The sequence below is a fragment of the Anaerotruncus rubiinfantis genome (genome assembly GCF_900078395.1).
In the GTDB taxonomy this organism is placed as follows: Bacteria; Bacillota; Clostridia; order Oscillospirales; family Ruminococcaceae; genus Anaerotruncus; species Anaerotruncus rubiinfantis.
On the sequence record NZ_FKLA01000009.1, the window covers coordinates 2,357,344 to 2,375,710 of the forward strand.

20 protein-coding genes are annotated in these 18,367 nt (G+C 53.3%); all 20 read right to left on the bottom strand.

The window, feature by feature from the left end; genetic code table 11:
- Window positions 1–5 precede the first annotated feature (5 nt).
- Window positions 6–1,721, bottom strand: coding sequence for a hypothetical protein (locus tag BN4275_RS17620; protein ID WP_066460179.1), 1,716 nt, complete (start codon window positions 1,719–1,721; stop codon window positions 6–8).
- Window positions 1,722–1,731: 10 nt separating this feature from the next.
- Window positions 1,732–2,034 carry a hypothetical protein gene (locus BN4275_RS16750; protein WP_066460181.1) on the bottom strand — a complete coding sequence of 101 codons (303 nt, stop codon included), beginning with the start codon at window positions 2,032–2,034 and terminating at the stop codon, window positions 1,732–1,734.
- Between the two features lie 4 nt (window positions 2,035–2,038).
- Window positions 2,039–2,824: a glycoside hydrolase family 25 protein gene (locus BN4275_RS16755; RefSeq protein WP_066460183.1), complete on the bottom strand. Its 786-nt coding sequence runs from the start codon at window positions 2,822–2,824 to the stop codon at window positions 2,039–2,041.
- Complete coding sequence (locus BN4275_RS16760) at window positions 2,817–3,110, bottom strand: hypothetical protein (protein ID WP_066453678.1); 294 nt, start codon at window positions 3,108–3,110, stop codon at window positions 2,817–2,819. Before BN4275_RS16760 ends, BN4275_RS16755 begins: the two co-directional genes overlap by 8 nt.
- An 11-nt stretch (window positions 3,111–3,121) precedes the next feature.
- Complete coding sequence (locus BN4275_RS16765) at window positions 3,122–3,604, bottom strand: carbohydrate-binding protein (protein WP_066460185.1); 483 nt, start codon at window positions 3,602–3,604, stop codon at window positions 3,122–3,124.
- The gene (locus tag BN4275_RS16770) at window positions 3,601–3,852 is read right to left on the bottom strand and encodes a hypothetical protein (RefSeq protein WP_066460189.1); all 252 of its coding nucleotides are present in this window, start codon (window positions 3,850–3,852) and stop codon (window positions 3,601–3,603) included. Before BN4275_RS16770 ends, BN4275_RS16765 begins: the two co-directional genes overlap by 4 nt.
- Entirely contained in the window at window positions 3,839–4,249 is a 411-nt protein-coding gene (locus tag BN4275_RS16775; protein ID WP_066460191.1) for a hypothetical protein, read from the bottom strand. Before BN4275_RS16775 ends, BN4275_RS16770 begins: the two co-directional genes overlap by 14 nt.
- Before the next feature lie 9 nt (window positions 4,250–4,258).
- On the bottom strand, window positions 4,259–5,296 hold the full coding sequence (locus tag BN4275_RS16780) for a DUF6273 domain-containing protein (protein ID WP_066460193.1): 1,038 nt from the start codon (window positions 5,294–5,296) through the stop codon (window positions 4,259–4,261).
- Window positions 5,297–5,308: 12 nt separating this feature from the next.
- Complete coding sequence (locus tag BN4275_RS16785; protein WP_066453657.1) at window positions 5,309–6,355, bottom strand: DUF6273 domain-containing protein; 1,047 nt, start codon at window positions 6,353–6,355, stop codon at window positions 5,309–5,311.
- Entirely contained in the window at window positions 6,352–7,845 is a 1,494-nt protein-coding gene (locus BN4275_RS17625; protein WP_066460197.1) for a hypothetical protein, read from the bottom strand. The genes BN4275_RS16785 and BN4275_RS17625 overlap by 4 nt, the downstream gene beginning before the upstream one ends.
- A 10-nt stretch (window positions 7,846–7,855) precedes the next feature.
- Window positions 7,856–9,772: a hypothetical protein gene (locus tag BN4275_RS16795; RefSeq protein ID WP_066460199.1), complete on the bottom strand. Its 1,917-nt coding sequence runs from the start codon at window positions 9,770–9,772 to the stop codon at window positions 7,856–7,858.
- The gene (locus BN4275_RS16800; protein ID WP_066460201.1) at window positions 9,769–10,143 is read right to left on the bottom strand and encodes a hypothetical protein; all 375 of its coding nucleotides are present in this window, start codon (window positions 10,141–10,143) and stop codon (window positions 9,769–9,771) included. Before BN4275_RS16800 ends, BN4275_RS16795 begins: the two co-directional genes overlap by 4 nt.
- Window positions 10,144–10,214: 71 nt before the next feature.
- Window positions 10,215–11,273 (bottom strand): chitobiase/beta-hexosaminidase C-terminal domain-containing protein, encoded by a 1,059-nt coding sequence (locus tag BN4275_RS16805; protein ID WP_066460202.1) that lies wholly within the window; start codon window positions 11,271–11,273, stop codon window positions 10,215–10,217.
- A gap of 39 nt (window positions 11,274–11,312) precedes the next feature.
- Window positions 11,313–12,047: a hypothetical protein gene (locus BN4275_RS16810; RefSeq protein ID WP_066460204.1), complete on the bottom strand. Its 735-nt coding sequence runs from the start codon at window positions 12,045–12,047 to the stop codon at window positions 11,313–11,315.
- A 102-nt stretch (window positions 12,048–12,149) separates the two neighbouring features.
- Window positions 12,150–12,350 (bottom strand): hypothetical protein, encoded by a 201-nt coding sequence (locus BN4275_RS16815; RefSeq protein ID WP_066460206.1) that lies wholly within the window; start codon window positions 12,348–12,350, stop codon window positions 12,150–12,152.
- A 38-nt stretch (window positions 12,351–12,388) separates the two neighbouring features.
- Complete coding sequence (locus BN4275_RS16820) at window positions 12,389–13,993, bottom strand: portal protein (RefSeq protein WP_066460207.1); 1,605 nt, start codon at window positions 13,991–13,993, stop codon at window positions 12,389–12,391.
- Window positions 13,983–14,141 (bottom strand): hypothetical protein, encoded by a 159-nt coding sequence (locus BN4275_RS17430; protein WP_154018918.1) that lies wholly within the window; start codon window positions 14,139–14,141, stop codon window positions 13,983–13,985. Before BN4275_RS17430 ends, BN4275_RS16820 begins: the two co-directional genes overlap by 11 nt.
- Window position 14,142: 1 nt before the next feature.
- A complete protein-coding gene (locus BN4275_RS16825) occupies window positions 14,143–15,471 on the bottom strand; it encodes a phage terminase large subunit (protein ID WP_066460208.1) in 1,329 nt (442 codons plus the stop codon).
- Entirely contained in the window at window positions 15,461–16,072 is a 612-nt protein-coding gene (locus BN4275_RS16830) for a terminase small subunit (RefSeq protein WP_079988341.1), read from the bottom strand. The genes BN4275_RS16825 and BN4275_RS16830 overlap by 11 nt, the downstream gene beginning before the upstream one ends.
- A 256-nt stretch (window positions 16,073–16,328) precedes the next feature.
- Complete coding sequence (locus tag BN4275_RS16840; RefSeq protein WP_066460213.1) at window positions 16,329–17,039, bottom strand: antA/AntB antirepressor family protein; 711 nt, start codon at window positions 17,037–17,039, stop codon at window positions 16,329–16,331.
- Between the last annotated feature and the right edge of the window lie 1,328 nt (window positions 17,040–18,367).

Sequence of the window (18,367 nt, forward strand, 5' to 3'; positions counted from 1 at the left end):
TCACCTCATCGGTTCAGATAAGCATTCCAGTCCAAACCGTCTAATAGTGTCCCCTGGTTCATTGCGTGCCGCTGCGCTTCTAAGGCGGTCATCCCGCCGGAATTGTAAAGATCCCCGATTGTCTGTAAACTCATTGGTTTCGCGAGATACGTCCCATATTGATCATATCTGGGGTCTGCTGCCTGTTCGGTTTGTCCTCCTGAAACGGATTTCGATACACTATTTGCAGCATTCAGAGCCGCTAGCTGTTTCGCCTTCTCAATTTCGAGCTGGCTCTGGTAAGCTGCCATTTGCATTTGCTGGTCATATTGCGCCTGCTGCTGTTGGAGCTGCAAGAGGGCGTTGGCCATCATCTGCGCATACTGGCTTGCGTTCTGCGCCACGGCAAGGTTTCCATTGTCCCGCGCGTTGGCAATATTCAGATCAAGGTTTGCGATATTCTGGTCGTACACCCCGCGCAGATTGTTCAAGCTGTTTCCATAGTTGGTTTCAAGAGCAAGGTTCGCGCTTTCGGACGCGCCTCCCCCAAGGCCCATTGCTGCCATCTGCTGCGGAAGGTTCTTGCGGGAAAGTTCTTTTGCAAGGTAAGCCTGCTGTGCGCTGTCCTGGTACTGGCTGTCCAGCGTCCCGCGCTGTGCTTCCAGTTGCCGGATTGCCTGATTGGTCTGCGCCATCAGGCGGTCAGCATCCGCTTCTTCCGCTTCCCTAAGTGCTGCCCTGTATTGGCTCATAATATCACCGTATCCTGTCATAGGATTCGCCTTTCCTTTGCTGTCATAGCCCGCCGGATAGTTCGTTGCGCCGTTCGCGCTGCCGTCCCATTTCCCCGCAATCCTCCCCTGTGCAAGTAAAGAATCATACGCCGCCTGGTTGAAGCTCCCGCTTCCCCATATCGCCTGATATTCCGGGCTGTCAATCGGGAGCGCTCCGCCGCTCATGCCCCGGCCCGCGACGAGATTGTCATAAACCCAGTTGTATTCGTCCGAACCGTAGGGGTAACGGTAATCACTGTTGCCAAAGTCTGTACCGTAGTTCCAGTCGACATAGGCTTTTGCACTGTCCGAAATCTGCGAACGGTTCTTCGCGGTATTCGGCGCTACGTAGTCGAGCGAATAATAATCCTTGTCCGGGTTACGGCTTATGTAGGAAAGCCCAACCATCGCACCGTTCTTTAGCCGCGCAACCGGGTCTTTTCCCGTTCCGGTTCTCGCGCCGGTATACTCGTAGCCCTCTTTTCCGGTTCCCCACTCGCCCTTCTCATTTTTGAAAACCGTGTATCCGTTGTATCCGCCTTTGTTATTCGCTGCGTTCTTACTGTTCCCGGAGTTGTCAATATAAGATCCGGCAACCTGCGTTTTTTGGGTATATCCTCCCTTGCCGGAGCTTCCGCCGGAAGAACCACTGTTGTATTTGTTATATACGTTCTGCCCGTACTTGTCATCCATGCTGTACCAGCCGCCATTCGCGCCCTGTACATAGGTCTTGCCGCGCTCGGTTTTGGTCTGTCCCGGATTGACTCCAGGTTTAGACGACTTTGAGCTGCTGGAGGAGCTGGATTTTGACGAGTTGGACTTGTTCCCGGAAGAACTGCTCTTGCTGGAAGAACTGCTCGACCATTTTTTCCCGGAATCACTGTCCGCGCTTACCCATAGGCCGCTGGAAGTCTGAACATAACTTTTTCCGCCCTCGGTTTTGGTATTGCCCGCTTTTCCCTTCGCCATGATATCACCCCTATTTCATCATCATTGCCACCAGCGCCCCCACAAGCATGCCTGACAGGGTGGATACTGCGCTGGTGAAGATTGTCCTTGTCATGCTGTTCCAGCGTTCCCCCGGCTGCTTCTCGAGCGCTGTGAGCCTGTCCCCCTGCTTCATCTGTTCCGACGCCATCCGTTCCATGTTCGCCGCCAGCAGCTTCACCGAGGTTGTCAGCTCCTGCAAGGTGTCCGCCCGCTTTTCAAGGTCGTCTATCCGATGGGAATTAGACTTTCCCCGCTGGTCTACTTCGGCCAGTCTTACCGCCAAATCATCCATCCTGTTACCCCCTGTATTTGCTGATCACCGCCTGTATATCGGCTATCAGCCCGTCATATTTCGTTTGCAAAGCGTCCCGCTCGGCCACTACGGAATCGTATTCACCGCGCGGCACCATCTCGCCAGACGGCTCCTGCGCGCCCCATCCGTTGAGGCCGTTCGCCTTGATGATCGCCGGGTAATCCCGGTAGCAGTCGTTGAGGTCAACCGGTACGCTGATCCCCGGGCAGCGGCCCACGAACCCCGGCACATCTCCGTGGTGCTGCCACATCCCATAAGCCCCGCCATAGGTGCATTTTGCCGCGTACTGCGCCACCCACTTATCGTAGTTTTTGAGCTTGTCCGCATTTACCCAATGTTCCAACCAGTCCTTTGAGGCATAGAGTCCCGCATAGTATCCGGCCTGTTCGAGCGTTTGCAGGAACGCCGCCGCCATATCGGTGCGGGTCTGTTTGCCCTGATTCAGCCCCCACTGGCCGCAGGGCGAAGCATATTCCTGATCCATATAGACCGGATAGGTTGGCCTCAGCTTCCCGAGTGCCGCCACAAAAACCTCCGCCTCCCGTCTGGCCTCGTCCACCGTCACCGCGTCGCTCCACCAGTACGCGCCCCAGTCGAGACCGGCGGCGAGCACAGCGGGCAGGTACTTCCCCCGGAAGGTCTGGAATTCCCGCAGGCCCTGTCCCGCCTTGATGATGACGTAGGAGTATCCCGCCGCCCTGACCTTCGCAAAGTCGATCTCGCCCTGATGGGAGGAAATATCGATCCCGCGCGCCACAACGTCAGCCATTGCCGCCACCAATCCGCTTGATCCCATCGTAGGCGCCGCTGGCCGCCGTGGCGATCAGCACAGCGTTAAGCAGGTCAAGCGCCGCCATCGACGGCGTGAGCGCCCCCGTGAAGCCCTGCGCCGCCAGCAGCACCACAAGGGCCACAAGGTAGGCAAGCAGCTGCGTCGGGATATGTACGAGACTGTCCAGCCAGTTCTTAATAAACTGGGTGATTACACCGGTGCAGGCCATGCACCCCGCAAAGGTTGCGATATATTCCCATGTGAAAAACTCTTTAAAATCCACTCTGTTCCTCCTTATACAGTCTCGGGTGTGTAAAGTGTAAAATACTGCCCCACCAGCTCATGCGGCAGATATTGTAGGGTAATCTTTTCGCCCGGAGCCGCCCCGCTGCGCTCGCAGAGATAGATGTTGCCATCCTCGCCGTCGAGGTAGTACAGACCGTAGGTATACTCCATGCCGCGTGCTGCCGGGATGGGATCGTCCACAGTCCCCGCGTGCGTCTCGTCGATCACCGTCCAGAGGGCGGGAGTCGCGTCAGGCTCCCAGCTCTCCTGCGAGGTATGCGGGGCCGTACACTTATAGAGCCTGTCCGGGTGTGTGCGTCCGCGCACCTTACTCTGAGGATGCTCGCCCGTCCCGTCATAGTAATTGACCGCATCCGGCGACCAGACCGGATAAAGGCTCGGCTCCTTGACGGCGACCTCCGGCGGAGCGTACACAGTCGTTGCCTCTATCTTTGCGCGGTACTCCCGCGCCTGCTCGATTGTGGTAATCATACCGTATCGCCTCCCGTGATAATCTCATTGATCTGTTGCTGCGTCTCGAGCTGCGCTTGCAGATCGGCTATCTGCGGGTCAACCGCTCCCGCCCGGATCGCGTTGGCCTGTTCCTGCGTGATTGCGCCCAGGGCGACATAATTGCGGGTCAGGTAAACGCTGCCTGTCTCTGCCCCGGTCCCGTCCAGTTGATCATCCCGCACACCGCCATCTGCGTAGCGCTGTGCGATATCGTCATATTTGCTCATTGCTCTGCACCTCCAATAGCTGTAAATCCAGATCGGTTGCCCGCTGTTCGGCCTCCATGCGGGCTAAATCTGCGTCGGTGTATCGCTGTTCCGCGTCCACGGCCCGCGCCTGATAGTATGCCGGGTTATCCCCGGTGCTGCGGCTGCGCAGGCGGATTTTTGCCCACGTCCTGCCGTCCATGTCCGCGATGTCGTAACAGATGCGCGGGATGTACCGGCTTATGGTGGTTTCCTGCTCGTCGCGGATTTCCCGGGCGGGATCGAGCAGGGCACGGATTGCGTCGTGATCTGTGGCCGGGAATGCAAGGATGAGTATCTCCTCGCTTTGGTCATTGATTCGCGCCATTGTGACAGACGCGATTGTGTCTGGGTATTGCGTGTTGTCTATGTAGATCATGTTGCCTCCTTAAAGTGGGCTATATGAGCCGTCGGGGTTAGGTTCGGGGTTGAGGCGGAAATCTGGCGGGAGAATGAGAGCAGGTCTAGATCCGCGAGCGGTAGAACTTAAACCCGATGAGTTTAATGTTCCAGTTGTACTTATTAACCAATGCCCAGTTAGACTTTGAAGGCCCGACCTTAAATTCCAAAGGTCAGCCGTTCCGTTAAATAAACCAATTCTTTTTGTGCTTACCACGCTATTTCCCGTCAAATCAAAGTAATCTAATTTCGCACCATCTCTTAAAGGATCTGTCGAATTATAGTTAAATCCAACCTCAATTGCTGACAACCAAAATAGCCTACACGATACGCCTTCTTCACCAAATTTAACTACACCAGGCTTAGCATTACCAGCGACATACGGAATTTTTATTTGTTTAATGCTGGTCTGAATATTCGGATCAAACAGTCCAAAATACGTTGTATTTAAATAAGATAAGCTTGTTGTAAGCGAGTAATCGCCTTTTTCATTTGTGGTCCAGGCGATCTGATTATAAATATCTTTTATCAGCAACCATGCCCCGTTACAGCTTGCATCATACATCGTTGTATCTGGATTTCCCTGATGTACAACCAAATGATTATATGGCACGCCACCGAGATTTAGCTTGACCTCTGACCCCACCGCCAAGGTGCTAATCGCTATCCCCGCCATAGGCGTACACACTCCATAGGCCATAGGGCTTGTCTGCCAACCGTAGGTACAGCGGATAAATACCCGCACATGGTGGACTACACCATTTGTAAGTCCCGACAGGACACACGATAGCGTCCCCGTCCCCGGCATTACCACGACCGACACGCCGTCCGATGGGCCGCTGGGCATGTGGGTGTTGGCAGTCACGACGTAGTATTTGACCAGTGAGGCGTATGCCGCGTCCACCGCGCTAAAGGTTGCGTCTATTTTGCCGTCCCCGCCTTTGAGCGTGAGGTTCTCCACCTGCGGCGCAAGGTCGCGGGTGTTAATCCCGCCAAAGGATAGGGCCTTGCCTTTTATGTCTGACATGGGATCACCTCCTTATGCTGTGAGCGGGCTATAGCTGCCGTCCGGGTTGGGTTCTGGGGCGAGGAGAAAATCTGACGGAAAAATAATTATGGAACGAACTCCAATTACACTTGTTCTGTCTGTGCTGGCAAGACTGCCATTCTCAGCAGGTGCAACTGGGCGAGAATAATCGGAATTGGAACTTCTTGTCCACCACATAGTTTTAACCCCATTAAAGTAGGCTACCCTTTTCTGCCTTGCAACTTCACTAGATCCTGATAAAAAATAATTTAGCTTTTTTCCATCCAATGATATGTTCCATTCGCTACTATTTAGCCCTAGCTCAAATGAGGCTGGCAAAAAAACCTTTGTAAGTAACCCGTTTTCACCTGAATTAACCGATGTTTGGGACAAGCTCCTTGCGTATGGAATTTTAACCTGCTTAATGGCGTTCTGAATTCCACTATTAAACAGCCCCAAATAGGTGGTATTAAGGTATTCGTGAACCGCACTTTTTGCATAATTGGTGGCAGAAAGGTCTCCCCATGCTCTTTTTTCGTAGATATCTTTAATCATGCACCATGCTCCGTCACAACTCGCGTCGTACAGCGTCGCGTCCGGATTCCCCTGATGTACAACCAAATGATTATATGGCACGCCACCGAGATTTAGCTTGACCTCTGACCCCACCGCCAAAGTGCTAATCGCGATCCCCGCCACCGGCGTAGCCGTCCCCACCGCGTCCACGCTGGTCTGCCAGCCATTCTCACCTCTCACATAGAGCCGCACATAATACTGCACCCCATTGGTAAGCCCCTCGATGCTCGCGGAGATAACCGCATCCCCGATTGCCCCGACCTGCACGTCCTTAATCTGTACGCCGTCCATTGGGGAGGTCGGCGCACTGCCGGGTTTTGCAATGAGCCGGTAATACTGCCCGAGATACAGCCACTGTGAGGTGATCCCGGTAAAGGTGCAGTCGATCCTGCCGTTACCGCCCTTTAAGGTCAAATTAAGCCCCTGCGGTGGGATCGTCTTTGTACTGATCCCGCCCGCGCCTAGTTCTTCGCCGTAGATCACGCTACCACCTCCACAGGCGTTAAGGTCAGCTGCACCGTGATGTTACTCTCTGGGATCGCTCCAAATGCTTTTGCCGTAGCTGTGCCATTGTTATTGTCAATCCGTAAGGTTACGCCCGCGTCCATAAGGGCAAGCTGTGTGTCGTCGTCCACGCTGATCCCAATGCGCACATCGTCCACAATGGAGCTATGCGTTACCGCCTGCGTCCACATCTCGCGGGTGCTGTCCTTGACCCATGAGGCCACGGGGAGGGTTACGGTGATGAGGTCGGATGGGTCAGCCTTGCCATTCCAATCCGCTTTTTCAGCGGGCGTGACAAACATCCTCGTATCCGTCTCGTCAATCATCTGTGCGCTGTGCGTGGCCGGATGGACATAGTTGTTCGCGTTCTCTGCAATCCCCGCGAGTTTTTCCTTTTCGGCGGTGGTGTAGTCGTTCGTGGACAGGCCCTTGCCGGTTACAACATCCACTTTCCCCGCAAGGCCGGTTTCCAGCTCTGTCCTTGTCGCGTAATCCCCGCCCACAATCTCCGCCGCCCGGTCCGCCTCGCTCTTTGCCCGGTTCGCCTCACTGGTCGCTGTCTGCGCCGCCGCAACCGCCGTGGAGGACACCTGCGCGGCCTGTTCCTTATAGAACTTCGCATTGTCGGTGTCCTCGCCCGTCCGCGTCCCTGTGCCACCCTTTGCGTAGCTCTGGGAAAGTACCGCGTTTGTGGACGCTTCGGAGGCTTTGGAGGTTGCCGTATTCGCCCCAGCCTGCGCTGTATTGGCCGAAGCCGCTGCCGCTTCCTTGCTTGCCTGTGCTGCTGCCGCACTCTGCTGTGCCGCCGTTGCATTCGTCTGGATCTCCGTCACCGCGTCCACTGCCAGCATTGCCAAAGTGATACTGTTGTTTCGCACAGTGGCCGACACGCCCTTATTGTTGCCCGTCCCCGTAACGGTAAAGGCAATGGTATCGGTATTGGAAAAAGTGTAGGTGTCAATGAAGGATGAAAGGCTCACCCGCTGCTGGGTTCCATCTTCCAGTACGAGAACAAAATCCGTCCCGTCCAGGTAAACGTCCAGCGCTATTTTTTCAATTCCCGTGTCAGTGCTTACACTGGTTCCGTCCTTTTTGGTGACTGTGATTACTCCCGTATCCATATTGATAGTGATATCCTGCACCAGCGTATTGGTTTCTGTCCCGATCTCCGCGTCGGCTTCCGCTTTGGTGTAGCAGTCGTCAACCAGCACCTTTAAAGCCGACAATATGAGCTGCACCGTCTGGCCGGTTATGCCCGTGACCTGTGCTCCGATGTTTTCCGCTCCTGCCGTGGAATCGAGCAGGGTTATCAAGTCGTTTATCTTGCCCTTGGCAATGACGTTTTCCGCCACGTTGTCAAAGCGGGCTTTCAGCCACGCGGCCTGATTATTAATTGTATCCGGTAATGCCTTCACGTTCTGATTCTCGAAATCAGCATCCGTAAATTTCAAATCCGTTAACGCGCTCAAAATCTCACCTCTATTTCACGTAATTCCCAATGGTGTACCGCTTTTCAATGCCATAGATCCCGAATCCTTCGCTCAAAGCGTCGTTTCGCACGATGATTTGCAGCATGATATACTTTTTGATCTTCGTGTTGAATGGCACCACCTGCGGGGTGTCGATGGTGTTGAAGGTAAAGCGGTTAAAGTCGATCTCGTCCCAATCGAAAATATCCATTGTGGCATACTTGATCTCCCGCCCGAAATCCTTTTCGGTTCGCGCTGTGACCTTGACGGAAGAACGCTTGCTGGGCTTGATGAGAACGCCGCTGCCCTTTTTGACCATCGTCTTTCTGACGGTGAAATCCCCGTCGTCGTCAAACTTGGTTGCCCATTCAGCCACCACCGGCGCGTTGTCATCGTTATACCGGGTCATAAGTTCAATGTCGGTGTTGAATTTGCAGATTCTCCCGTCGTTCGTCCCGAAGAACAGTTCCCCGTCGTGTTCCATAATCACCACCGCCGGGATATTCGTCCAGTGATAGCACCGATACGCATAATCCCCCGTGTACTGGTTGACCTGCTCCTTTCTGCTGTTCGCATCCAAAAGATAGGCATTCCCATTCACCACCAGCACATAGTAGCCGTTCCATTCGGTCGCCACCGCGTTTTGCAGGTCCGGTTCCTTCCGAAGCACCGCGTCCACAAAATAGCTGCGGTTCTTTAGTGTCCGCTCGTAGGTGATAAGATTGGAAGTGACCGCGTATACGCCTGTACGGGCAAGGAATAACGGCTCGTCTTTCAGGGTTGCAAAACAGCCTCTTGCGATTGCCCCAACACCCGCAACCCCCTGTTTAAGCGGAAACTGTACGCCGCCGTTGGAATCGAGCTGCGCAGAGCGCATATAGACGGTGCTGTCCTGCTGGTTTTCCTCTTTGACCACCGCCAGATATTCACCCAGCCGGAGATATCCCATAATCGCGGTGCTCTCGCCGCCTACGTTCGCGTAGGTAGTGTCACCAAAGTAAGAAGGGTCGTTAAGGCCGCTGTACCAGTCGGTATTGCGCATATCGGGATTGCCGGAAATAAACACCCGGTCGTTCGTTCCCACGCCGTATCCCGCCGCTATGGTGCACTTCTTCACTCGGTCGGCATAGTCCTTGTACTCTTTTGTGAAGGTCACATAGAGGTTGTCCGCACCATCCACCAGCGGGCTTGGCATGGTCGCCTTGAAGGTGATTGTGCCTTTTTTAAGGTCTACTGTGTAGTCTGTAGTTTCGGTTTTCTTAACCTCATTTAGCTTCACTTCGTCCACGCTCTTAATGTCCGTAGCCGAAAGCTGATAGGTCTTTTCCGAGGTTGTTAGAAAGCGGTTGATCTGTTTGCCGGAAAGCAGGTTGATCGCCTCGTAAGGCACACCGCCGCCCGTAGGGGCACGCCCAATTACCGTGGTTGGGACAAATGCCACGTCCACCACGTCTTTGAGCTGCATGGTTTTTTCCGGCACGTCGGTTGTTTCCCCTTCTGCGGGCTTTACATAATCCGGGTTGTCGAATTCCCCGTAAACCAGGTATTCCGCGCCGGTGAGGAACCACATCTTCCCTGCCATTGTAAAAGCGGTAGATTTTGCGTTATGGATGTTCTCCCGGATCACCTGCGGGTTTTCTCCCGGCTTCCACAGGTAGAGCTTGGAGGCCCCATGCGCAAAATAATAGAGCTGTTGCTTCAACTTTACGCACCAAAGACCATTTACCGGCGCTTCAAGCTGAAAGAGCGTCCGCCACCCCAGCCGCTTTTCCGGGTTCCCTCCGTTGTCACTTATAAGATTTGGGCACCACGGGCTTTTGTCCTCCCCGATCTGCGACGGGTCGGTGGACATATCCACGCCTTTGAGCTTTGTGTATTTCGTTAAATAGATCTTTGGAGATCCGCCTGCAATCCGTACCGGCTTCATGCGTACACATCCTCTATGTCTTGTGGTTTCACCTGTGTTAAAGCGTTTACAGCATTCACGTACTGGCTGTTGAAGTATCCGACCTTATCCATGTCCATATCGTCATAGACCAGTTTTTCCGCCAGCCCGTAGGGCATTGCCCCGATTACAAGATCATCCTCATAAGGGATTTCATCGGTGAATGCGCTAACCCTCGGCAGTTCTGTGAGCGGTTCCTTCCCGCGCACCTCACGAATGGCATTGTTCACGCTGAAAAGCCCTGGCAAAAGCAGATTGATTAACGCGGGGGAGAATGTTTTATAGTCCCCCGCCGTCTGTTCATCCTCAAAAATCAGGGCCAATGCCGCCTTATATACATCCTCTGCGGTCATGTGCTCACTCCTTTAAAAAACGGGACGGGGACGCATATCCCCGCCCCGTTGGTTTCCCGGTGCGCCTGTGATTAAGCTGTCAAGGTGACGGTCGCAACCTCGGAAGGATACGCGCCGTCTTTATAGGCATAAGCCTTTACAACGGTTCCAGCGCCTGTGCCCGCTGCGGTTCCGATTTTCGCGGTCTCGCTGTAGCGCGGGTCGGTGCCATCGGTGGTGAATTTTACGGTCGCGCCGGAAGGCGGAGTGATCGCGCCGGTCGCCGCCGCAATGGTCGGGGCTGCAAGCACAGTGCCCGCGCTCGAAGCGGTGTTGACCTCCACATAGATGCCATCCGCCTTTGCGCCGATCACGAACACGTCATAGTAGAAGCGGCCTTCCATCAGGTTGCCGGAGATTCCGGGCGGGTCCTGGTGGAGTTTGGTTTCCGCGATCTTCGCCGGGGCAGTCGCGGAGTTCTTGTAAACGATCATGAAGTTCACGTTCGCGGGCCATCTTCCCGCCGGGACCTTGACGACCTTCATGTTGTCGTATTCGCCCACAACACCCTTTGCAAGCGCCTTCTCCGCGAGCTTGTCAACTGCGAGAAACTCATCCGAGTGTTTCAGATACTTGTAAGTTTCGACCGGCATGTAGAGGGTGCGCCCATCCTGCGGGACCTCCTTGTCGTCGAGATACTGTACCGCGTCGGAAATCCGGTCGCAAACGTTCGATTTGGAAAGCGCCGTCCCGTTTCCGACGATCTTGCCCGCGAGCTGCGCCAGCCGTTCAAAGGTGTATTTGTCCTTCATCGGGACAACCTGCTCCTTAATTTCAAGGCCCAGCATCCGACCCGCCGCCTTGATGCCCTGCTGATCCTTGTTATTGCCCTTATCGACCGTCAGCGAGAAGGATTTATCCTGCGTCATGGTCATTTCCTGCACGGTGTCCTGGATCTCGGTGGGGGTGCCGTACCGGCTGGTTCCGCTGCGGGTGTAGTCCACAAGCGGGACGGTCTGCGGGGTGCTGATCTTGACGGTGCGAACGCCCGAAAAGCTGTATTCGTCGTTCAGTTTTCCATCAATGAGGGATTCACTTTTAAAGACGGTAGCGATCTTAGAGGAATACTTGGTATGTAGATTGATTGCCATATTAATTCGTCCTTTCCGTTTTACCGGAAAGCAAAGGGCTTATCTAAATACGCTGGAAAAAGCGTCCATAAACCCGTCAGGGTCATCTTCTGAAAGTTCGCCTGTTGCGCTTCCCGGTGAAGTCTCTTTGTTCTTCTGGTTCTGCTCAAACATGGCGATTTTCTGACGAAGCTGTTTATTTTCCCATGCGCGGTACGCCGATAGCGGCTTTTCACCTTTTGCAACGGCTTGGATGACCTCAGGCGGGAACTCCTTGATACCGGGATACTCCCGCGCAAGCTCAACAAAGGCCTGCCTCTGCTCCTGCTGTCTGCGCTGCTGCGCCTCCATTGCCTCCCGCTGCCGTTTGTCCTGCTCGAGCTGCAATAGCCGCCTTGCGACATCCTCCGGCACACCCCGGCCCACTTCCTGCTGCACGCGGGCCTCCTGTTCCTGGCGCATGAGTTCCTGCACATACTGTTCGCGGGTCATGCCCGCCTGCTGTGCGTAGCGGTCGAGGATCTGAAATTCCGGTGCGTTTCGCATTCGGTCGTATTCCTGCCGTACATGGTCATAGTCAAGGCCCTTCTGCGCATTCATAATGAGGTCGTCAAGCCCCATCTGCACTTCCTGGCCTAAGTGCTTGAGGGTGTAAACCGGTTGTTCCGGCTCCTCCTGCTGCGGATTTTCCGGCTCTGGATTGGTTTCTTCCTCTGCCGGTTCAGCTTCTTCAAAAATATCGTCCAACTCCGACGGATTGGTTTCTTCCATCGTTTCCATGATCTCTTCGTTCATAAATAATCTCCTTCCGGTTGGTGTCCCCGGTCATGCGCCGCTTTGCGGTTGGTGTCCCCGCTTCGGCGGCTGGTGTTTATATAAGATAGGGGAAGAACCCCCTCATTCGATAATCTTGCCGATTATTGCACATACAATTGCGATTAAAAAGATGAGCGCCCACGGAATCCAGAGCGGGCCCAGTACCCATGCCCAATGCCATGAAATAACGCCAACAAGCTTTAAAACGATAAACGCAATACTTAAAGCGCCGAAGAACCCCAGCCCTCTTACTCTGATAACTTCGGGATCATACTTTTTCATCTTCCGCCTCCTGTTCTCCGACTACTTTCCCGTACAGCTCACATTGGGGGTTGCGGCATTGGAATACCAGCTTGTCCGCCACCTGCTTCGGGTCTGTCGCTATATGGCACATCGGGCAAAAATCCATTCTGCGCCACCTCCTGTTCTTTCAGTTTCGCGATCAGTTTTTGTTTGTTCTTGATATATCCGTCAGGAATCGATTCCAGATATAATACCGCGTCCTGGATAATCCCCCGTGAGAAAAGGTTGTCAATGGTCGATACCTGCGCCAGCTCCGACCAGTACGACGACGCGCCCACATCCACATTGAGCTTTAGGAACAGATTGTTAAGCTGAGAGAAATCGAAAACTGCTGTCTGCGCGTCTCCGTTCGCGTCGCTGAAATTCACCTCACGCACGCCATAATTGACCCGCATCATGTCCAGAAAGATCCGGTAATAGTCCTCCACGAACTGATAGAAGGACATCCTTTGCAATTCCAAAGGCACCTGTGAGGACTTTTGCACCGCGATAATCGCGCTCGTATTGTCCGGCCTGATGTTTCCCAGCGCCGCGTCCGAAGCGCCCATCGTGTCCCGCGTATAGTCGATGATCTTTTCAATCAGCATGACCACCTGGCTTGACATGTCCGCGCCCCCGATCTCCCTTGATACCGCCTCGTTCGGGTTTCCTTCGACCGGGATTGCCTGCCCGACTTTGTTTGACCATCCTGTCGGAATCATCTGCCGGTTATAAGCAATCTTTGGGAATGCCATCTTCTTGACATGCTCCATGCTCATAGCAAAGAGCTTGTTTATGAAAATCTGGTTCGGGATTAGTCCAGTGATGCAGCTTTGCCCGTGGTAACAGTTCTTGATCTTGTCCCAAGAAAAATAGGTGATGGGATAGAGCTTATACCCGGTATTAACCGGTTTCTTTATGACAACGTTCTGCGTAGCCTTTGTCCACCATACGGTGTTGTCCTGCTTCCAGAACTTGATAAGCACCGTAACCTTTCCTGTCTCGTTCTCGCGGTTTATTCCGTTCGGGTCGTCGTCCGCGAGAATCTGCTCGATATTGTCCTTGCTCACGCCATTTGCTTTGGCTTCCTCCTTGACGGATTCTACCGTCTTGCGCATTACCAGCATGATATAGGGCTGCTTCTGCACGTCGCAGAGCTGCGGATTACCGAACAGGACGTTCGTGTTGTCGATTTCCTCCGCTTCAATGCGTCCCATTGCCATATCCCCGAGTTGTTCGCCCGCATCGAAGTAAAAATACATGCAAGCGTCGCCGTCTACGGCTGCGTTGCGGATTGCGTCACGGTTTTTCGAGTTAAGCTTTGCCAGTTCCTTGATCTCATCTAAACTGGAGGAAATAATTTTCAGCGCAATGTCGGTTTTCTCATCTGCCGTACCGGAGAATAAAGACACCTGCGCCGCAACATCATCCGACACGATGGTTGCAATGAAATAGCTGACCACGCGCTTTAAGATATTGATAACCGGCTTGTCCAGGTCAGGAGCATTTACACCTTTCCACTGGTTCCCGATGAAGAAATCCTCATTCTGCCGCACCGTCTCATACAGGTTGATTTCCTGATTGTAGGATACGGCCTTTTCATACTCTGCCCATATTTCCTGCGGCTCCGTCTTAATCTTCATGTGCTCCCTCCTGCGGCCTGCCGTCGTACTCCCACATGTTCATGAGCTGTTCTTCCTTCGTGGGCTTGCCCGTTTTTACCGGCGGCTTTTCCTCCAGCCGATCAACCCGTTCTTTCAGCTCCCGGAACTCTCTAAACCAATGCAGCATATTACCCTCCAAATCCTAAGAATTCGTCTATCTGCTCTTCGTACTCGGGCGGCGCGTCCTCGTCCTTTGTTGCTGGAATTAAAGTAGGAATTGGCCTTCCCGCGACAAAGTACCGGATCGCATCCGGCCCGTGGGTGAATTCGTGCGGCTCGTTCGCGCAGTCGTTCGGGTTCTTTTTGTCAAACTGCAAGGCCGGTATTGATTCTATCAGGTGTTCACAGTTGCGGAATACCCGAAGGTTTGCGGCCTCTGCCCCGGTTTCGTCTATGGTTGGCTTTAACCACTCTTTCAGGTTGTACCAGCCCTGTACGCGGTCATTCTTGGCCTTTACAAGATAGATCCCGTATTCCGCAAAGATATCCGCAACACTCTTTCCCGTGTCCTGCCGCCTGTTCCACAGGTCGGGTGGCGCAATATAGGTATCGATCTTTTCATTCGTGGCGGCCATGATTTTCTTCGCCGCCTCAGAGATAATCAGGCCGGATTCGTATATTTCACGGTATACATAGGCCCGCCCGGTTGTATCCACCGCGATCCAGTATCCCGCCAGCATATCCAGCCCGTAGTCCATTGCGAAGTACCGCCGCCAGTGTGCCGGGATCGGGAAAGGCTCCATGACGTGTGTTTTCTCGCTCCACTCGCTGAAATACTGCCCGGCAAAGACATTCCAGTCGCCATCCAGCCATGCCCGCCTGAGATCCTCCGGCAGGTTTTCCAGCATCTTCACATAGCCGGTATCCTGTTCAACCAAGGCCCTATTGTCGTATACCCTGGCCGCAATGAAGGTGTAATCCTCTGGGTTCTCGCCGTTTTCGTACCGTTTGGTGATAAACAGGCGTTTGACCCATTCATGCCCTACGCCGCCCGGATTGCAGGTGAGATACATCCGCTTCGGGAAAGGGTTTGCACCGCGCAGGCAGGCCGTCAGGGTGTCGTATTGGAACTTGGTGAACTGCGTCGCTTCGTCGATGAAGATAACGTCAAATTCCTGTCCCTGGTATTGCAGCACATCCGCTTCGCCGTCGCAGTAGCCAAACCGCAAACGGGAACCATTCGGAAAGATAAATGCCTTTTCGCTCTCTTTATACTGCGCGATCCCTGCAAGGTCGGTCATGAGCGGCAGAATGTGATTTTCCCTTAGCTCCGGGAAGGTCCGCCGCAAGAGCAGCATGCGGATGCCCGGATAGTTCACCGCCATGAGGATCGCTTTCTTGCGCACCGCCCAACTTTTGCCGCCGCCACGTGATCCGCCATATGCCACAAACCGGCTGCGGGCAAGGAAAAATTCCTTTTGCTTCTCGTTGGGCGGGGCGATCAGCTTAACCGGCATAATCCTTTACCTCATCTGACAGGGCGATTTTGATATCTCCTCCGTCTTTCCCGGAAAGCTCAGTCTTATCAGTGAACAACTTAAAGTACCGCCCCAGCAGCTCCAACGCCTTGACCTTATCATGGGTCTTAACTTTTAGCCCCTCTCTGGTTTGTTCATATCCGGCAATAGCGGCCCGACGTTCTTCTGGGATGTTTTTTGTCTCGAACACCTCAACTGTCTTATAGGCTCGTACCTCCTGATGTGTTTCTCCGTCATCGCCTATCACATCGGTTAAATACTCCCGTTCAATCACCTGCGCAAAATCAGATCCATTTGCCATTGCCACCGCCGCCAGTTCCCGCAGCACGTCCTTGGCTGTCACAATACATTCGTCCTCCGCCTCTTGTACCAGCCTGGATCGCAATTCTTCATACCTTGCGTATACCTTGGGTTGCGCGAGCAGCTTACTTGCGGTTTCGTCTACCGTCTTGTCACTACTTTTACAATTCGGGTAAGCCGTCCTGTATGCTTCTCGCTGGCTTTTTCCCTCTATGAGCAGTTCTATAAACCGTTCTTGATTTGGGGTTATTTTCATGGCGCTATTCTTTTTTTCTCCCACAAAATCACCCCTTCAAAAGACTTATCTCCCGGCAGATCGCCTCATACTGTGCATTAAGATCCCTCAACTCCGCTTTTGCCTCCCTGCGCTTCTTCCCGGTCTTGTGGATTAAGCGCTCATTGATCTCTATGCGCTCGCGTAAGATACGCACCCGCTCTTGTTCCAGTGTTTCCGGGTCGATGGTGAACACCCCTTTTGGAAGAGTAGGCATACTTTTCCCGGTATGCCAGCGGGTGAAAGGAGGCCATAAAATGAGTTAGCTTGCGTCTCTCTGCGCTGGGAGATATGCCGCAGGATTATCTAATATCGCCTTTACGCCGTGATAATCTTGACCAAGGTTGAGAAGTCCCTGTATAATACTTTCATACTTGATGACTTCTTTAAGCTGCTGCGGCGTTAATAGCTCCCGGACGTTGAAGTCATTCGGTTTATCATGCAATTCCCGAAGCTGTTTTGCGTTGTATCCAGTAACATGCTTATAAACCAAGTCAGTGAATTGCTTATATGCCCATCTTTTGTTTGGACTTTCTGGAATCAGTTCTTTGATGATATCTGTGAATAACCGGCGTTCCGCCTTGGAGCGGACGCGGACAAATTTTAACTCCCTGTAGCGCTTTTCGGCCTCGATGAAATACCGGCGAATCATTTTCCCCTTTTCACTGCGCTCCAACATCGCCATTTCCTTGGCCGTATCCATCGTTAAAATATAATCTATTTTGTTCGATCCGCCGCGAGTGCTTTGCTCGCCAGATTTGGCGAGCAAACAAAAGTCAACATTTTCTACAGCATCAATCTCCGCTAACCGTCCTTTGATCCAGTTGGAGAAATCCCGACCCACGCCAAGGGCTTCCCATAACTCACGGGCGTTTACTACCTGTTCATGTTGATTGCTCCCATCTATGCAGTTCTTCTCATAAATGGGGATGATGCTGCTCTCAAGCGTTGTCATTTCATCAAATCGTTTCATCTTTCACATTCCTTTCTCCTAAGTCAAAGGTAACTTTTTTATATAGCGCTGGAGCGGGGCCGTAGGTACGAGCTACGGCACAACACAAACGCTACCGCGCTCATTTGTGCTGCTGGGCTACTGTTCCCCGCGTGTTGCCGTCTTTCCGGCTGTCAGCAGGTGGTTTCCCTTTCCTGCGCCCTCTCGTTATGGGCTATGCACCGTCGCTTATTCCGGTGTGTCAGCAAGGTCTATCGGTTGGCTTTCCGTCCGGCTTTCACGGATGGGTGCGACCCAGCTTCACTATCACTGCTTGCGTTTTAACTCCAGCACAGGATCACGCACAACCTTGTGTGGCCCTCCCCGCATACTGGCTGGAAGCATACGGTTCTTCGGATACTTTGACCCGCTTAGATTGTCTGATACATCCAGCAGCTAAATTCCGTAGAGATTTAGCCCCGCGTCTTACGGTCGCGCTGGAATCGACGCATCGATAAGATCAGTTTTCAGCGGGCATGTTGGCGGGTTAGCACTCCCGCATCTACTAGCCGTTACGCGCAACGGGTCGGCGGCTGCTCTTTCCGCCCTCAACATTTGGCAGATTCCGTCTCTACAAGCTCTGCCAAGCTCAGTCGCTTTCTACGTGTCGGCACACGGGTCGCAGGCTTCGCAAGTTTCTGCGACACGTTCACTGTTTGCCGTCTTTCCGGCTGTCAAAGTGATCGTCCCCTGTATTGCCGTCTCTCCGGCCGTCACGCTGTTGTGGCCGCGTTGCCCCCCAGTTCGCATGGAGTAGCGCCTGCTGGCGGGACTTTCGCCCCTGTACGCTGCCAGCTTTGGTATTGGTACCGCATCCGGCTCGTGCACCCTTTGCGGCATATATCCCGCTTCCCGCCCCTCCCAGCTTTTGCTATGCCGGGCCGTCCCATATTCGGATCAAAAACAAAAAGAGCCGGTCAACCGTCATTACGACAGTTAATCGGCTCATGTACTATGTACTTTGCTCTCTACACGATTAAGGAAAGCTCGAACGTGTGTCCGCAACTTTTACATACACAGGTGATAACCTTAATCATGGGATTCTTTTTTAAGGGGAACAGCTTTTTGTGGCACTTTGGGCAACGTACCCACCCGTTTACAATCATATATCTCTATACCTCCATTATAGCATATATCCCTCCAAATTGCAAGTTACATCTTTGTTGGTACTAATAGCCGCTTTCTGTATGCTGCCCCACTCCTGTATAAACCACTCTCTCCAATCGGCACAACTCCTCAACTCGTACTCTCTGTTGTGATAAATGGGGCATACTCTCTTTTTGCAGGTGTCACATGGGTAAATCATGGCT